This window comes from Burkholderia sp. SRS-W-2-2016 (genome assembly GCF_001931485.1).
In the GTDB taxonomy this organism is placed as follows: Bacteria; Pseudomonadota; Gammaproteobacteria; order Burkholderiales; family Burkholderiaceae; genus Paraburkholderia.
In genome coordinates this window covers 46,341-61,432 of sequence record NZ_MSDV01000056.1, presented here as the reverse complement: position 1 = coordinate 61,432, position 15,092 = coordinate 46,341, and the positions used below count along the sequence as shown (strand labels likewise).

General features: G+C 58.5%; 10 protein-coding genes. All 10 read left to right on the top strand.

What is annotated here, in order from left to right; genetic code table 11:
- The first annotated feature begins 236 nt into the window (after nucleotides 1-236).
- The 10 genes from BTH42_RS24360 (at nucleotide 237) to BTH42_RS24315 (ending at nucleotide 14,838) form a co-directional block, all read left to right on the top strand.
- A complete protein-coding gene (locus BTH42_RS24360) occupies nucleotides 237-1,385 on the top strand; it encodes a porin (RefSeq protein ID WP_075303727.1) in 1,149 nt (382 codons plus the stop codon).
- Nucleotides 1,386-1,656: 271 nt separating this feature from the next.
- Entirely contained in the window at nucleotides 1,657-2,949 is a 1,293-nt protein-coding gene (locus BTH42_RS24355) for an MFS transporter (RefSeq protein WP_075303726.1), read from the top strand.
- Between the two features lie 45 nt (nucleotides 2,950-2,994).
- Nucleotides 2,995-4,050, top strand: coding sequence for a serine hydrolase (locus BTH42_RS24350; RefSeq protein WP_075303725.1), 1,056 nt, complete (start codon nucleotides 2,995-2,997; stop codon nucleotides 4,048-4,050).
- 689 nt (nucleotides 4,051-4,739) lie between these two features.
- Entirely contained in the window at nucleotides 4,740-7,145 is a 2,406-nt protein-coding gene (locus BTH42_RS24345) for a type VI secretion system tip protein VgrG (RefSeq protein ID WP_083654891.1), read from the top strand.
- A gap of 4 nt (nucleotides 7,146-7,149) precedes the next feature.
- Nucleotides 7,150-9,117 carry a DUF3274 domain-containing protein gene (locus BTH42_RS24340; RefSeq protein WP_075303723.1) on the top strand — a complete coding sequence of 656 codons (1,968 nt, stop codon included), beginning with the start codon at nucleotides 7,150-7,152 and terminating at the stop codon, nucleotides 9,115-9,117.
- Nucleotides 9,107-9,838: a hypothetical protein gene (locus BTH42_RS24335; RefSeq protein ID WP_075303722.1), complete on the top strand. Its 732-nt coding sequence runs from the start codon at nucleotides 9,107-9,109 to the stop codon at nucleotides 9,836-9,838. The genes BTH42_RS24340 and BTH42_RS24335 overlap by 11 nt, the downstream gene beginning before the upstream one ends.
- A gap of 15 nt (nucleotides 9,839-9,853) precedes the next feature.
- The gene (locus BTH42_RS24330) at nucleotides 9,854-10,585 is read left to right on the top strand and encodes a hypothetical protein (RefSeq protein WP_083654890.1); all 732 of its coding nucleotides are present in this window, start codon (nucleotides 9,854-9,856) and stop codon (nucleotides 10,583-10,585) included.
- Nucleotides 10,582-10,839, top strand: coding sequence for a PAAR domain-containing protein (locus BTH42_RS24325; RefSeq protein ID WP_075303721.1), 258 nt, complete (start codon nucleotides 10,582-10,584; stop codon nucleotides 10,837-10,839). The genes BTH42_RS24330 and BTH42_RS24325 overlap by 4 nt, the downstream gene beginning before the upstream one ends.
- Nucleotides 10,836-12,263: a hypothetical protein gene (locus BTH42_RS24320; RefSeq protein WP_075303720.1), complete on the top strand. Its 1,428-nt coding sequence runs from the start codon at nucleotides 10,836-10,838 to the stop codon at nucleotides 12,261-12,263. Before BTH42_RS24325 ends, BTH42_RS24320 begins: the two co-directional genes overlap by 4 nt.
- A gap of 490 nt (nucleotides 12,264-12,753) precedes the next feature.
- Nucleotides 12,754-14,838, top strand: a complete 2,085-nt coding sequence (locus BTH42_RS24315) for a translation initiation factor IF-2 associated domain-containing protein (RefSeq protein WP_075303763.1) — start codon at nucleotides 12,754-12,756, stop codon at nucleotides 14,836-14,838.
- Nucleotides 14,839-15,092 lie beyond the last annotated feature (254 nt).

The window sequence follows — 15,092 nt, the reverse complement described above, 5'->3', positions numbered from 1 at the left end:
CGCTTGTTCCGACGCGCGAATAGCCGCTTATTTCCGCGTGCGAAAAGCTTATGACAGTGCGGTCTTGCGCAAGATTGGCCACCGTCGCCAGCGAAGTGTCGCGTCTGCACGACAGATAAGAAAAAAATTCTAACTGTCACACACGGTACTCAGCGTTCCCTTAAATTGCCGCCCATCGCGTGACTTTGCCGCAGAGCACCGCGTCGCGATCGCCAATTTTTTAACCGGAGAATGTTTTGAACAAGAAAATCCTGACCGCCGCTACGTTTGCCCTGTTCGCCAGCGCTGCTCACGCACAAAGCAGCGTCACGCTGTACGGCCTGATCGACGCCGGTATCAGCTATGTGAACAACTCGAAGACGGCGAGCGGCAGCGACCACCTCTTCAAGTACGACGACGGCGTTGCGCAAGGTAGCCGTTGGGGCCTGCGCGGCACGGAAGACCTGGGCGGTGGCCTGAAGGCACTGTTCGTGTTGGAAAACGGCTTCAGCAGCGGCACGGGCGCTGCCGGCCAGGGCGGCGCGATGTTCGGCCGTCAGGCATTCGTGGGTCTGTCGCAGAACAACATCGGCTCGCTGACGTTCGGTCGCCAGTACACGTTCTCGACCGACTTCCTCGGCTCGAACTACTCGACCGGCGGCCAGACCGTCGCGGGTAACTACGCTTACCACATCAACGACATCGACCAGCTGACGTCGAGCCGTATCAACAACTCGGCCAAGTTCACCAGCGCGAACTTCTCGGGCCTGACGTTCGGCGGCATGTACGGCTTCTCGAACCAGGCAGGCGCATTCGCCGGCGCACCGGCAGTCGGCACGACCGCTGGCTCGTCGCGCGCATACAGCTTCGGCCTGAACTACGCGAACGGTCCGTTCGGCATCGGCGCGGCTTACACCGACATCAGCTACCCGGCTCAGGCTACCCCGGCCATGTCGACGACGGTCTCGAACGTCGTGACCGGCACCGTGCGCGACCTGCGCTCGTTCGGCGTCGGCGCTCGCTACGCGATCGGCCCGGCAACGCTGTGGGCGTTGTACACCAACACGCGCCTCGAAGCGACGACCGGCAACTCGACGACGTTCGCAGCGTACGAAGCAGGCGCGAAGTACGCGATCACGCCGGCCATCACGGCAGGCGCGGGCTACACGTACATGCACCTGAGCAACGCGAACACGGGTCACTGGAACCAGGTGGACCTGAGCGCCGCTTACGCGCTGTCCAAGCGTACCGACGTGTACGTGCTGGGCATCTACCAGATCGCGTCGGGCAACAACGGCGGCACGCCGCTGCAAGCGCAGATCGGTTCGAGCTCGAGCTACTTCGGCACGTCGGGTACGTCGGACAACCAGCTCGCGTTCCGCCTTGGCATGCGTCACAAGTTCTAAATGGATGGCCGGGGATGGGGGGCGCTTGCGTCTTCTGTCCTCGTGGTTTGAGGAAAAACGCCCCCACGTGGGGCGTTTTTTTTCGTCTCCGCAATCGATGGGCCGTGTTGAGCACGGCCGCTGCGCTTTGCCATTTCGGCAAAGCCATCTGCCAAATATTGTAATTGTCGGGAAATATCGGCCACCTCAAGATCGCGACACAGGCTTCGAATCCTGCGCCGCGGACGAGACACCGACGGCGCGCCCCCACACGCCGCCAGAGGACTTCGTCATGCGCATCAATTCCGCCACCACGGCCGACACGATAGAGGAGCCGGCATCGCAAGCGGGCGTCTCACGGCTGATCCTCGCGACGTCGATCGGCAATGCGCTCGAGTTCTACGATCTGGTCGTGTACGGCTACTTCGCGGCGGTGCTGTCGCGCACGTTCTTCCCGGTCCACGACCGCACCGTGTCGCTGCTGCTCACGCTCGGCACCTTCGCGCTATCGTATCTGGCGCGGCCGGTCGGCGCGCTCGCGCTCGGCTCGTTCAGCGACCGCAAGGGCCGCAAAGCATCGTTGACGCTGTCGATCGCGCTGATGACGCTCGGCACCGCGATGATCGCGCTGATGCCGCCGTATGCCGCGATCGGCGTGCTGGCACCGATCGGCGTATTCGCGTCGCGGCTGTTGCAGGGCTTCTCGGCCGGCGGCGAATTCGGCAGCTCGACCGCGTTTCTGATCGAGCACGCGCCGCAGCGCAAAGGCTTCATGGCGAGCTGGCAGTTCTCCAGCCAGGGCGCGAGCACCCTGCTCGCGTCGCTGTTCGGCGCGGTGCTGACCACTACGCTGTCCACCGAACAACTGGAAAGCTGGGGCTGGCGCATTCCGTTTCTGTTCGGTCTACTGATCGGCCCGATCGGTCTGTACATTCGCCGCCGCATCGATGAATCGCCGGAATTCGAGCGCGCGGAAAAATCCGAGGCGCCGGTGCGCGAGCTGCTCGCCACGCAGAAAGAGCGCGTGCTCGTGTCGATCGGCGCGCTGATCCTGACCACCACCGCGAACTACATGCTGCTCTACATGCCGACTTACGCGGCGCGGCAACTCGGGCTCGCGCCGTCGTCGGGTTTCATCGCGACGCTGCTGGCCGGGCTGATCATGATGCTGCTGACGCCGTTCATCGGCCATCTGTCGGACAAGATCGGCCGCGTGCGGATCATGCTGTGCACCGCCGTGCTGTTCTTCGCGACCGTTTATCCGGCGTTCGTGCTGATGAACGCGCACCCGTCGCTCGGCACGCTGCTCGCCGCGGTCGCGTGGGTCGCACTGCTCAAAGCCACCTACTTCGCGCCGCTGCCCGCGTTGATGTCCGAGATGTTCCCGACCCGCACGCGCACGACCGGCATGGCGTTCGGCTACAACATCGGCACCACGATCTTCGGCGGCTTCACGCCGGTCGCGATCGCCGCGCTGATCGCGGCGACCGGCAACAATCTCGCGCCGGGCCTGTATCTGATGATCGCCGCAGTACTAAGCATTTTCTCGGTGACGTGGGCTCGACTGCGCCTGCATGCGCGTTAAGGCGATATGACTTTGATTGAATCGACAGAACAACAGGACTTATCCATGCAAGACCGTTTGCAACCCGCGGTGGACTTCGCGGTGGCTCATGAATCGTCGTGGGATCGCCATGTGAATGGCGCGTGGGGCGTGCACGTGAACGACCCGCCGCCGTGGAACAAACTGCTCGGCCCGGTGCACGATCGCGGGCCGGTGTCCGGCACGATCGCCGTCGATGGCCGTGTGCTGACGAGTTGGGGCGAACCCGATCGCGCCGATCTGACCTTCAGCGTCGCGAAGATGTACCTCGCGCTACTCGCCGGCGTCGCGCACGATCGCGGGCTTCTCCCCGACGTCGATGAACCGGTGCGCGTAAGAGTGCCGGGTATCGGTTTCGACGACGAACACAATGCGCCGATTACGTGGGCGCATCTGCTGCAGCAGACCAGCGAGTGGCGCGGTACTTATTTCGGGCTGTCGGATCAGGCGGACCACTATCGCGCGGTCAATTTCGCCGCGCCGCCTAATGGAAGGAAAGGCGATCCGCGGCCCGCGCAAACGCCGGGCACGTACTGGGAATACAACGACGTACGCATTAATCAGCTGGCGCTTGCGCTGCTCCATCTGTTTCGCCGGCCGCTGCCCGAGGTGTTTCGCGAAGCGATCATGCGGCCTTGCGGCGCCAGTGAACACTGGCAATGGGTCGGTTATGACAACGCGTGGGTCGAGATCGACGGACAGCGGATGCAGTCGGTGCCGGGCGGTACGCATTGGGGCGGCGGGATGTCGGTGAGCGCGCACGATCAGTTGAAGGTCGCGCAGATGCTGTTGAACGATGGTGTCGCGAATGGGCGGCGGGTGTTGTCGTCCGAGTGGATTGCGCGGATGCGCACGCCGTGCGGGATCGCGCCGTTTTATGGGTATCTCGTGTGGCTCAATACGGAGCGCAAGGTGTTTCCCAATGTGCCGGAGTCGAGTTATTTCGGGATCGGCGCGGGGAGTTCGTTTACCTGGATCGAGCCGCAGCGGCGGATGACGGTGGTCGTGCGTTGGCTCGATCCGGCGGCGGCGAATGAGTTTTTTGGGTTGGTGATTGGGGCGGTGGATGGGGGGCTGCGGTAGTGGGTCGGGTTTTATCTCGATAAGCATGAGCGAGCCCGTCATGCCGGGTAGATCACTACCCGGCGTTCCTGATAGACCCATATTCCCGACTGTCTGCGCGGGTTTGCCAGATCCCCTCCTCTACGCGTGTTCACTGGAGGAGGCCCCTGCTCGTTGATCCATTCGTCGATTGCGAGCAACTTAGTTCATCATTTTTAACAAGTACTTTCGGGACCTTGATTCCCGAAAGACTCAGCGACATCGCACGGCGATGCGATGCGCCACATCCCTCCAGGAAATCCCTCCGTTTAGCCCGGTCAAGGGCGTCCATAGCGCATTTGCGCTAAATCTCCACCACCCGATTCGAGCATTTCTGCGCAAATCTCGGCCGTGCTTTCCGGCTCGCGACACTCACTACAACCCCTCAAAAATCGCGGCATCGCAGGCAGGTCCAGGAATAGTCCGCTTGCACTGCGCGCCCCACTCGCCATACCGTGTTTCGCTGCGATGGCGAGATTGTTGACGATGTGTCGCGCGCCAAGGCTTAGCTTGAACCGAACGAACGGGCGTTGCTGGTCTTCATGAGAATGGTCCGGTAACGGGCTTTGCCGCCGACGCTTTATCACTGGTCTTTTTTCAGGGGAGCAGGAGTGGCAGAGTTTGATCCGTTCAGCCGGACTATCACGGGGCGCCAGGCGTGCTGTCTGACGGTGCCCGGCACTGATAGCGCGGCAGCGTTATCGGTCGTGTCTTTCGACGCAACCGAAAAGATGGGTGCACCGACCGAAGTGCGGATCAGGTTGACCCACCCGCAGCAGCTTCGCCGTACTGACTATCTGAATTTCGATGCGGTTTTCAGCGTTGAGGCCGAGGAGGGAAGCGTGCGAAAGTTCTCGGGCTACATCGAGCGACTTTCAACGGTACAAACGACGAAGGATTTCGTCGCTTATGAAATCGTTCTGAAGTCGCACTTTGGACGGCTTGAGGCCGTCACGAATACCCGGCCCTATCAGCACCAGACGACACCGCAGATCATTCAGGCCATTCTGCGCCGGCACGGCATACCGGATCACCTGATTGCACTTCGCCTGAGACGCCCGTATCCGGTTCATGCGTGGCGCTTCCAGTATCAGATGAACGATCTGGCTTACGTCCAGATGCTGATGCAGAAGGCGGGCATCTACAGCTATATCGTGGAAACGGAACATGGCGACATGACCGTTTTCGCCGACGACATTGACCACTACCTTTACGACGAACCGCAACGGATCGTGCCGTATCGCGAAGCCGCGGGACTCGAAGCGGACGGTGTGGAAGCGGTGACGGCCATCAGGACCCATACCGTGACGGTGCCGCAGTCGGTGATGGTGGCGGACTACAACCCGGAAAGCGCGTGGGAGCGGTTGCGCGACACGGCCAATGTTTCGCCGGACGATCCGACTACCTACGGCCAGCCCTATATCTATGGCACGAACCACCTCGACCAGGCGGGGGCAAAGTGGGAAGCACAGCTTCGGCACGAAGCGGCGCTCGCGCGTCAGGTCGTGTATGAAGGCGAAAGCAACGTGCTCGCGTTGCAATGCGCCACCGTGCTCGAAACGGATATTGTCCTGCCCGATGCGCCCAAAGGTCAGGTGATCATCGAGATCACACACCGCGGTGCGCGCGACCTGGCCTACTCGAATACCTTCAGGGCGATTCCAGCCGACCGCCGTTTCCGGCTGGAACTGAAGCCGGAAACCTGGCCAAAAATTCCGGGAACACTCTCTGGCCGTATTTGCAGCCCGGACAAGTACACGTATGGCTACCTGAACGCGGCGGGCTACTACGTGGTCCGGCTCGATGCCGACTTCGGCGCGTGGCCCAAGGGCGGTGAGAGTGTGCCGCTGCGGCTGGCCAAGCCGTTCGCGGGCAAGCTTCAGACCGGCATGCACTTTGTCGCGCTGGATAACGACGAAGCCGTCATTTCGTTCCGGGACGGCGACCCGGACAAGCCTGAAATTGGTGGGTTTCATCACCACAGCCAGGCGCGCGATCTGGTGACGAACGATCGTCGCTGGCTCTCGCGCAACATGATCCGCACGCAGAAGAACAACAAGCTGCGGATGGAGGACTGGGAGGGCCAGGAAGGCATCAAGCTGAGTACGGATCACTCGGGCAAGTCTCAGTTGAACCTCGGCTATCTGGTCAACCAGAAACTCGAATATCGGGGCGAAGGCTTCGAGCTTCGCACATCCGGCTACGGCGCTATCCGCTCAGGAAAGGGGCTGCTGGTCACGACCTGGGATCAGCCAGCGGCTTCCGGCAAGCAGCTCGATATGGACGGCGCCGTGAGCCAGTTGCGCACGGCGGTGGCACAGGCGGAAGGACTTGCACAGGCGGCCGCTGTGGCGAAGGCGGAAATCGCCGACCTGAAGGCCGAGAACGAATGGCTCAAAAGCAGCGTGAACGAACTGCGGGAAGCCGTCATGTTGCTGTCGTCGCCTAAAGGCATTGCGCTTGCCACACCGGATCGCGTGTCGGTGTCGGCGGGCAAGGATGTGAACACTACGACCAGCGCAGGATTCAACGTCAGTGCGATGAGAAACGTCGTGATGGCTGCCGCCGGCGCGGTGTCGCTATTCGCGCAGCGCCTGGGCGTGAAGCTGATCGCGGCGCGCGGCAAGGTTGTCATGCAGGCGCAATCGGACGCAATGGACATCGTTTCGCAACTGAACATGGAACTGTGCAGTGCGGGCGGCACGCTCACGGCCCACGCTGCGAACGGCGTGGTGCTTCAGGGTGGCGGGAGTGCCTATATCAAGATCGTGGGGGACAACGTGGAGATTGGCGGCATGTCGCTAGTGCTGAAGGTTCCGCTGGTTGACAAGCAGGGTCCCGGCTCGCTGTCGTTGCCGTTGCCCAAGTTCGGACAGCTGAATACGCCCAGCAAAGAACGCTTCGTTCTCACCGACGAACTGACCGGGCGGCCCCTTGCAAACAAGCCGTACAGGATCGAGCTGGCTGACGGCAGCATCAAGGAAGGCTTGACCAGTGATAACGGTGAAACGGATCTGACCCAGAACGATATTGCCCAGGGCATGAAGATGTTGCTTTCGAAGATCAAGGGAACCTGAGTCGATGAATAACAAGAACAGCAGCCACGACGATGCTACGCAGTCCGATGCACAACCTCAGCGGTATCAACATGACACGGCGACCAATGTCGTGCCGATGCAGCGAGATCATCTGGGGCGGCCGTACTGGGAGTCGTATATGTCGCCTGCCAGCTATCAGGTGCATGCGGAGGCGCGGGTGCCGCCGCATATGCCGGGGGTGATTATTTTTGTTCACGGAGTGAACTCTGAGGGGGAGTGGTATGACGATGCGGAGATAGCACTGTGCGACGGTTTGAACGAGCGGCTTGGTCGCAAGGGCACATTCGAGCTTTCTGCCAATGAATATGCGAAGACCAAAGATAAAAAGCCATCGCTACGGCGGATGACCAAATATGGTTGTTCCCCAGTAATCCGCTTCTATTGGGGCTACCGTGCCGAACCCGGCACGGAACGCAAGTGGCGTATTCCAATGCAGAATCCGCGTGGTGCGAGTTTCTGGGACCCGGAGAGCAGCAATGAAAAGGGGCCGTGGTATTGGGGCGGCGGTCCATTCCAGAACGGCACCAACAATCTTCAGCAGCTATGGAGTAATCAGGGCTTCGCGCGGCATATGTCCGGCTTCGATTTGCAGGACCTGAATACGGAAATGGATCGCCAGCTTGACGATGCTCCCCCGCGCCGGTACTTCTCGCATGCCGCACAGAGGCTTGCGGATCTGATCGACAGGATACGGACGACCTGTCCTCAGGATACGGTGTCCGTCATGTCCCACAGTCAGGGCACGATGGTGGCGCTGGCTGCAACGGCGATGTGCAAGACACGCGCGCCGGACGCGCTGTTCGTGATGAACTCGCCCTATGCACTGGATGACAAGGTCACTGATGCTCTTACCTGTGGAATGGAATATCCGACGCAGGACGCCCGCATCAAAACCTTCCGCAACATTGCGCAGCGTATCAGGAAGGACAAGCACGTCTTCACGGAAGCAGAGCTGAAACAGCTTCATTGTGGCGCCTCGGAGGACATGAACTTCTGGCGACCTGATAACAAACGCAAGTCGGGCGTGAACGAGCGCGACAATCATGGGCGGCTCTATGTGTACTTCACGCCGCACGACCGCGTGATGGGCATCACGACGTTGCAGAGCATTGGCTGGCAGGGTGTAGATGACAAGCTGCTTGTGGAGTTGGGCGACACGGTGAAGCAGCGCATGCTGGCACGCGGCACGCCGGTAGGTGACGATCCAGGCACGAAGCCGTTTGGCAGGTTGCCACCGATCCAGAATCCGGTTCCGGGAGTCAACCCCACGGAATTCTGGAACGGCAACCGGGGCGCGTTCGGGAACACCCTCAAGTTATGGGCAACCCCTGATCTGAACAAGATGGTCACGATTAACGCGGAGAAAGTCCCGCATCCGCTGACTGCCTCTGAGATGAAGACTTTCGAGGACTCACGGGCCGAGGCCCCGAAGATGGGTGAGATGAAGCCGGACCCAGATCGTCCTGGAAAATTTCGATATAAGGACGAGTCGTATCGATTCTTCCGGTCGCTTTACGAGCCTCAACTCGCATGGGTGGCCAATCCTTTGAGTCCAATTGGCGCAAGCGTGGTCCGTCAGTCACGCAATGAGACGCTTAAGGCACATGATGACTACCATGCGGAACCGACCAATCATAGTACGTTGCCCATGAGCCATGAGTTCATGCGCCGGGTGGCGGCTTATGATCTGCCGGTCGGATTCTGTGAGGCCTACGCTAATCGGGACTTCTGGTTCAGTCTCATCAAACGCGCAGACTGGACGTTGGGGCTGGACCCGTATTTCGAAACGAGCAAGCTCGAAGTGATTCCCCGGCCGACGCTAATAGACTGGAATATCACTTCCACCAAGTTGAGCCTTCTTGCCATTGAGCAGTTTAAGGAGGAACAAGAACAACTTAAGCAGCTCAATTCGCAGCGGTCTTGGAACAGGGATGTCATCTATGGCGATTAAAGGCATGCGGTGCACAGTCATCGCCCTGCCTCTGCTTGCGCTGTTACAGGGCTGTACGGGAAAAAAATCAGACGAACCATATGTGTTCATGCTGAGTGATTTCATGGCAGCGAAGGAGCTACCCTACGATTCGCCACCACAAGTTATCTATCGCATTGACGATCACAGGTTCGTGACACTGGAGCGCTATCGCGATTGCTACCACGGTGATACCTGGTACAACGATACGCGTACACACATCCGGAAATATCTCGGCCGGGCAGGAATCGAAGGGTATCAGGGAATGCTCTTCAATGCTGACCCGACTGGTAGAAATCTTGTTTTCCCGTCTGGGTCTCCCCCAAATATAGCCACCATAGATCGCGGCTGGACTGTTGAAATGATGTACTCGACGGACGGTGGGAAAACCTTCGATGCTCTGGACTATATGCCACATAGTTTCAATCCATTCAGCGAATCGAAGAGATATGCAGTGTATGTCGATCGCGATCGTGTATATGTTGAGAAGCGACGAAATACAGATTCGTACGTGGAGTCTTATCCGTTGATTCCCGGTTTCATCTACGACGGAAAGAGCGATATACCGGATAACAAGCACGTCGAAGAAGACACGATGGTTCCTAGCGGCCTGCGCACACCTTCCGGCGACGACCGCATCCATTGCGATGCATCTATCAAGCCGACCAACCCTGACGCTCCGCTGATCAGCGGCGACAGATGAAGAGGCTGACCTGAGATGATGACTAAAGGAACAGGGTGCACAGTCATCGCGCTGGCCCTACTCGCGACGTTGCAAGGCTGCAAGGAAACGAAGCCAGACGAGCCGTTCATTTTCATGCTTAGTGATTTCATGGCGGCGAAGGAGCTTCCCTACGATTCGCCGCCGCAGGTCATCTATCGCATTGACGATCATCGGTTCGTGACGCTGGAGCGCTATCGCGACTGCAATTATGGGGAAACCTGGTACAACGATACGCATTCAGGTATTCGACATCAGCTCGGGAGAGGTGGGTACGAGGATTATCAGGGGATGTTAATCAATGCTGATCCGACTGGACGTAACCTTGTTTTTCCGTCGGGCGCTCCCCCGGGGCTGGTCACGAATGAGCGCGGCGTAAGCGTGTACCTGGCGTACTCAACAGACGGCGGCAAGAATTTTCATTCGCTGGAGTACATGCCTCATAGCTTTGATCCGTTCGAGGATTCGAAGAGATATGCGGTTTATGTTGACCGGGAGCGTGTATATGTCGAAAAGCGACGAAATACAGATTCGTACGTGGAGTCTTATCCGTTGATTCCCGGTTTCATCTACGACGGAAAGAGCGATATACCGGATAACAAGCACGTCGAAGAAGACACGTTGGTTCCTAGCGGCCTGCGCACACCCTCAGGCGACGACCACATCCATTGCGATGCATCTATCAAGCCAACCAACCCTGACGCCCCGCTGATCAGAGGCGACCGATGAAGAAACCTGTCTGTGAAGGCGACCCCACTACGCACGGTGGCGTCGTCAAACAAGCGACCTCGACTTTCCGTCTGAATGGCCGCATGGTCGCGTTGCATTACGACATCGTGACCTGTCCCCTGCACGGCGACAACCAGATCATCGAGCACGGCGAAGGCTACAGCGAGGGCGGTCGCAAGTGGGTAGTCGATGACTGCGCGACGGAATGCGGTAGCCGTGTGATCGCGAAGACTAAAGGAATGAAAATCCGATGAAGCTGGACTGGCGATATCACGAGCGAAAGGAGCTCGAACACGAAAAACCACCGTCTGCGTGGATCGCTGTCGCGATTGCGGTTCTCGTGTTCATTATCGCGTTCGCAGTGACGGTGCTGACCTGGGAAAAGGGGCAGCCGGTTGTCTCCCCCGCCTTTGCCACTCGCGCGTTGCTGGTTCCACTGCTGGTGAGCGGGCTCCTGTGCGCCTTCTGCTACCTGGGGTATGAGGACTGGGCAGACACCGTGGATGTCTGGAACTTCCTGTGTGCGCGTGCGCGGGTGCGCTGGCAGGCGTGGTCACAGGGATGCGTGGCGATACTCGAAAGCGTGACATTCACGCCGGAGAGCGACCTTGCTGAACGTATGCTCGGCCTGGAAGGCAGCGAACCGCGCAATGAAGGAAAGTTGCTGCCGTTGTCCGCAGACCATGAGGCCGACGCGGGAGACGAAAGCCGCGACCTGGTGTTATCGGCTTCGCGTCTGGATGCGACGCTCGAAAAGCTCCTCACGCCCTTTGTGCCCTTCATGGCGCGCTTTGCCGCCAGACACTCCTTCGTCATCATCCTTCAGTCGGAGGATGATGACGGAATCAGCGCGGTGCGTACGATGCTGCAAAATCTCGACCTGCCTGCTGCCGACCGGATGCGCGTCGAGCGGGCCGAAGGACCTATCGACGCGGCCCTGGTCCATCGGTGGCTGAACGAAGGGAACATGCCGGACCTCTGCCTTCTACTCGCCTGCCAGCTTCATCGGGAAGGACAGGATGCCAGGTACTCGGAAGTTGCGGTGGGAATGCTCGTTGCCTCCGAGGACTTCATCGGTAGGTATCCGCGCGAATTCAGGCCACAGGCCTACGTGTTCCAGCCGATATCGTCGGCGCCGGATTCCGTGACGCCGGCATTGCGGGACATGCTGACGGCACAGCGGATGCCGCCAGAGTATGTCAGACACCTCTGGCTCAGTTCGCTGCCGAAGCAGGCCCGGCATGCGGCAGAAGCCGCATCGGAAGCGGCGGCGCTGAAGGCCGCCGCTCATGATGTGGACCTCGCCATTGGCAAAGCGGGACCTGCGGGTGCGCTTCTGGCCCAGGCACTCGCGGCGGAAATGGTGCAGCACGGTCAGGGCACGCAGCTCATTGCCACATCGGGTGGCGCTGGTGTCCTGCTTAATCTGACTGGCACGCAGGCGGTTCCGGTACCCGTCGTGCGGAAGTATGAGTTACGTCATCTGCGGCCATTCAGGGTTGTCGCCTATGCCTGCATATGCGGCCTGCTCGGAGTTGTTTTGGTCGCCACCGAGGCTCCCGGTGCAATACCTCTGCTGGCTCCTATCCTGCTTTTCGGGTTTGTCTTTATTGAAGCACTGTGCGCGCCGCTCCGCTTTGAGGATGTCGAGGAACTGTACGATGGCCGTGACGAATAGGTGGAGCGGCGTATGGGACAAACGGCGGCGGTCGGCCCTTTGCTGCCGGTCATCGCTGGGTGATTTCGCCGACCGCTCCATACTAGCAACTGCCATCCGCGCAGTCTGGTTCTCATCTGTCCGGGGAGCGACGTTACGAGAGACGAGAGCGAAGGTACGTGCGCGCCCCGGAAAAGTCCTTCGGGCTCACGGCAACCCAAAGATCCGCGGCAACAGCGGTACGTCGGTTGCAGGTTGCTCTGCCGCCGTTCTTACAGTCGCGTTAGCAAATCAAGGCGACCCGAGGCGATCGTCCTGTCGAAGGCTCACTTGCCGATAGGCGCTCACATGCAAACTCCGTTCCTATCTCGAACTCACCGGTGCACGGACTCCGTTATAATCCAAGCACCAAAAATGATGCGATCGGCGAATCACTTCGAGAGCAACACTCTCATTGCATTCAATACGAGAGACGCGAGAATTCTCCAAAAATTAAAATACGGTGCTGAAAATGAGTAGTAATACAGTGGGGAAGTTTGCTGCTGAGTTGCGTATGCCTGTGGAGGTCCTGATCGAGCAGCTAAACGCCGCCGGGGCAGTGAAGGAATCCGCTAGCGACGCCATCTCGGAGGCAGACAAATCAAAGCTGCTTGCGCATTTGCGCGCAATGAATGGGATCTCAGATTCAAAGATAGAACTGACCAGGCGACATGCTTCTGAGTTCGCTCAAAAAGGATCTGACGGCAAGGCTCGTACAATCCAGGTTGAAGTCCGGAAAAAAAGAACCTTTGTTCGCAGTCAGCCGCCCGTGCAGGTGCCGGTCCCAGAGCCTGCAGCCGTAACGAATATTTCTATCGACCAACTTAGCCCGCAGCTAGACACGAAGGCAAAAAAGCTACGCTGGACCAAGCTTGCTTCAGTCGAAATTACCAACTTCAAGGCAGTAAGAAACCTTCAGGTCCCGCTGTCCGACGTTACTATATTGGTCGGTCCGAATGGATCGGGCAAGTCATCAGTGTTACAGGCAATTCACTGGGCAACACGTGCGGCGAGCTACATACCTCCCCGGAGTCAATCAGAAGTCGTCTCGTTCGAAAGACTGGATTACTCGCCATCTAGCGAGCCTTTGACGACAGCTCACAGAGGGGAATTATCAACTGATCAATCCAGTCAACCAACGTCGGTTGCATTCAGGCACGCCGGCGCCGGGGACGAAACGTCTTCAACTGCAACAGTCAGAATCTGGGCAGCGCGCAATCGCGGTGGAATTTCTGTACATATTGACGGGGGAAGTGCTGTAAGCCCTTTCAAACAACGTGAAGAGCTAATTACTACATATATTCCGGGTCTGGCGGGTCTGTCTGAGAAGGAAACGATTCTCGTAAAACCCCTGCTAAGGAGGCAGGCTGCTGGCGGTGATGCGGGGGGCGTGTTGCGCAATGTGCTGTTTAACATCGCCAGCCGTCAGGCAGCGGAGACAGACAATCGCATGGCCGAAGAGCGTCTCCAGCACTTGAACCGTCTCGTTCAGATGGTGCATCCTAATGTGCGGGTCGAAGTAAGTTTTGACGAACGAGAGGACGTGCACATCCAGGCATCGTTTGACGATCAATTGCTGTCTGGCGTCAAGCGCCCGCTAGAGGCTGCCGCGACTGGCGTCCTCCAGATCATTCAGATTTTTGCCTACCTCATTTTATTTCGGCCGAAGCTGATTCTGATCGATGAGCCTGACGCGCACCTGCACCCGGACAAACAAGAGCGACTGATTGAGGCTTTGGAATTTGCCGCGGATGAATTTGATGTGCAAGTGCTTCTGACTACCCACAGCCCCCACATCGCAAGAGCGGCTTCTCCGGCCGCAAGCTTGCTGTGGGTGAACAACGGTCAAGTAGTTGAAGATCAGGACGAGGCGATTCGCTCGTTGTTGGGATGGGGAGGACTCGACCGAAAGATACTATTCTTCGTCGAAGATGAGAACGATCACGCAATTCGAGCGATACTGCGGCAGTGGCCACAGCTGAATCGGCAAATCACAATCTGCCGCTGTTTTGGCGTCGACAATTTGCCCAAGAATGCGCTACTGAAGGGATTGCTAGGAGAACAGGCTTTCGACGTTAGAGTCGTTATACATCGTGATCGTGATTTCATGACGGAGCAGGAGAGCGAAAGATGGGGGGAGCGATATACGACCAATGGCGTAGCAGTGTGGGTAACGCGGCATTCTGATGCAGAAGCATACTTTTGCACACCGGCGTACCTGTCATCGCTTTACGGAGTGTCTGAACAGATCGCCAGCGACTGGGTCGATACCGCGGCTCAATCATGTACTGATGGCAGGAAAGTTTTTTTCGATAAAAGAAAACACATTAATCGCCTCCTTTACGAGGACGGAGGTTCGCCTGCATCAGAGAAACTTTGGAATGTCGACGCAAGCGATCTGCCGAAAAATATACTTGGCAAAAAGCTTCATAAATCGCTTAAGAACATCGTCAAGACTAATGGCTACGATGAAAAAAAACTCGACAGATTTTCCGTGCCATCGGAGCATGAGCTAGCTCCAGAGCTTCGTCAAGCGATCGAACGGCTCTTGCAATAACGTGCAACGTTAGCGACGGAATCTTCCTCTGGTCGCCCAGACTTGCAGGGAATTCCCGACTGTAAACCTTTGCTTTGGTCCGCTCGGGTCTGGAAACTTACCGGGGGTCGACTTTCGCCGGCACCTCTTCGTGAATGTCGGCGAAGCGCAGGGCAGTTGCTGGACATCGGCAACCATCAGCTAAACCCGACTCCTGAGCGTTCGTCGTTCGCGAATGGATGGCGGGTTTCGGGTTGTTGCTAACATTTGAGTGC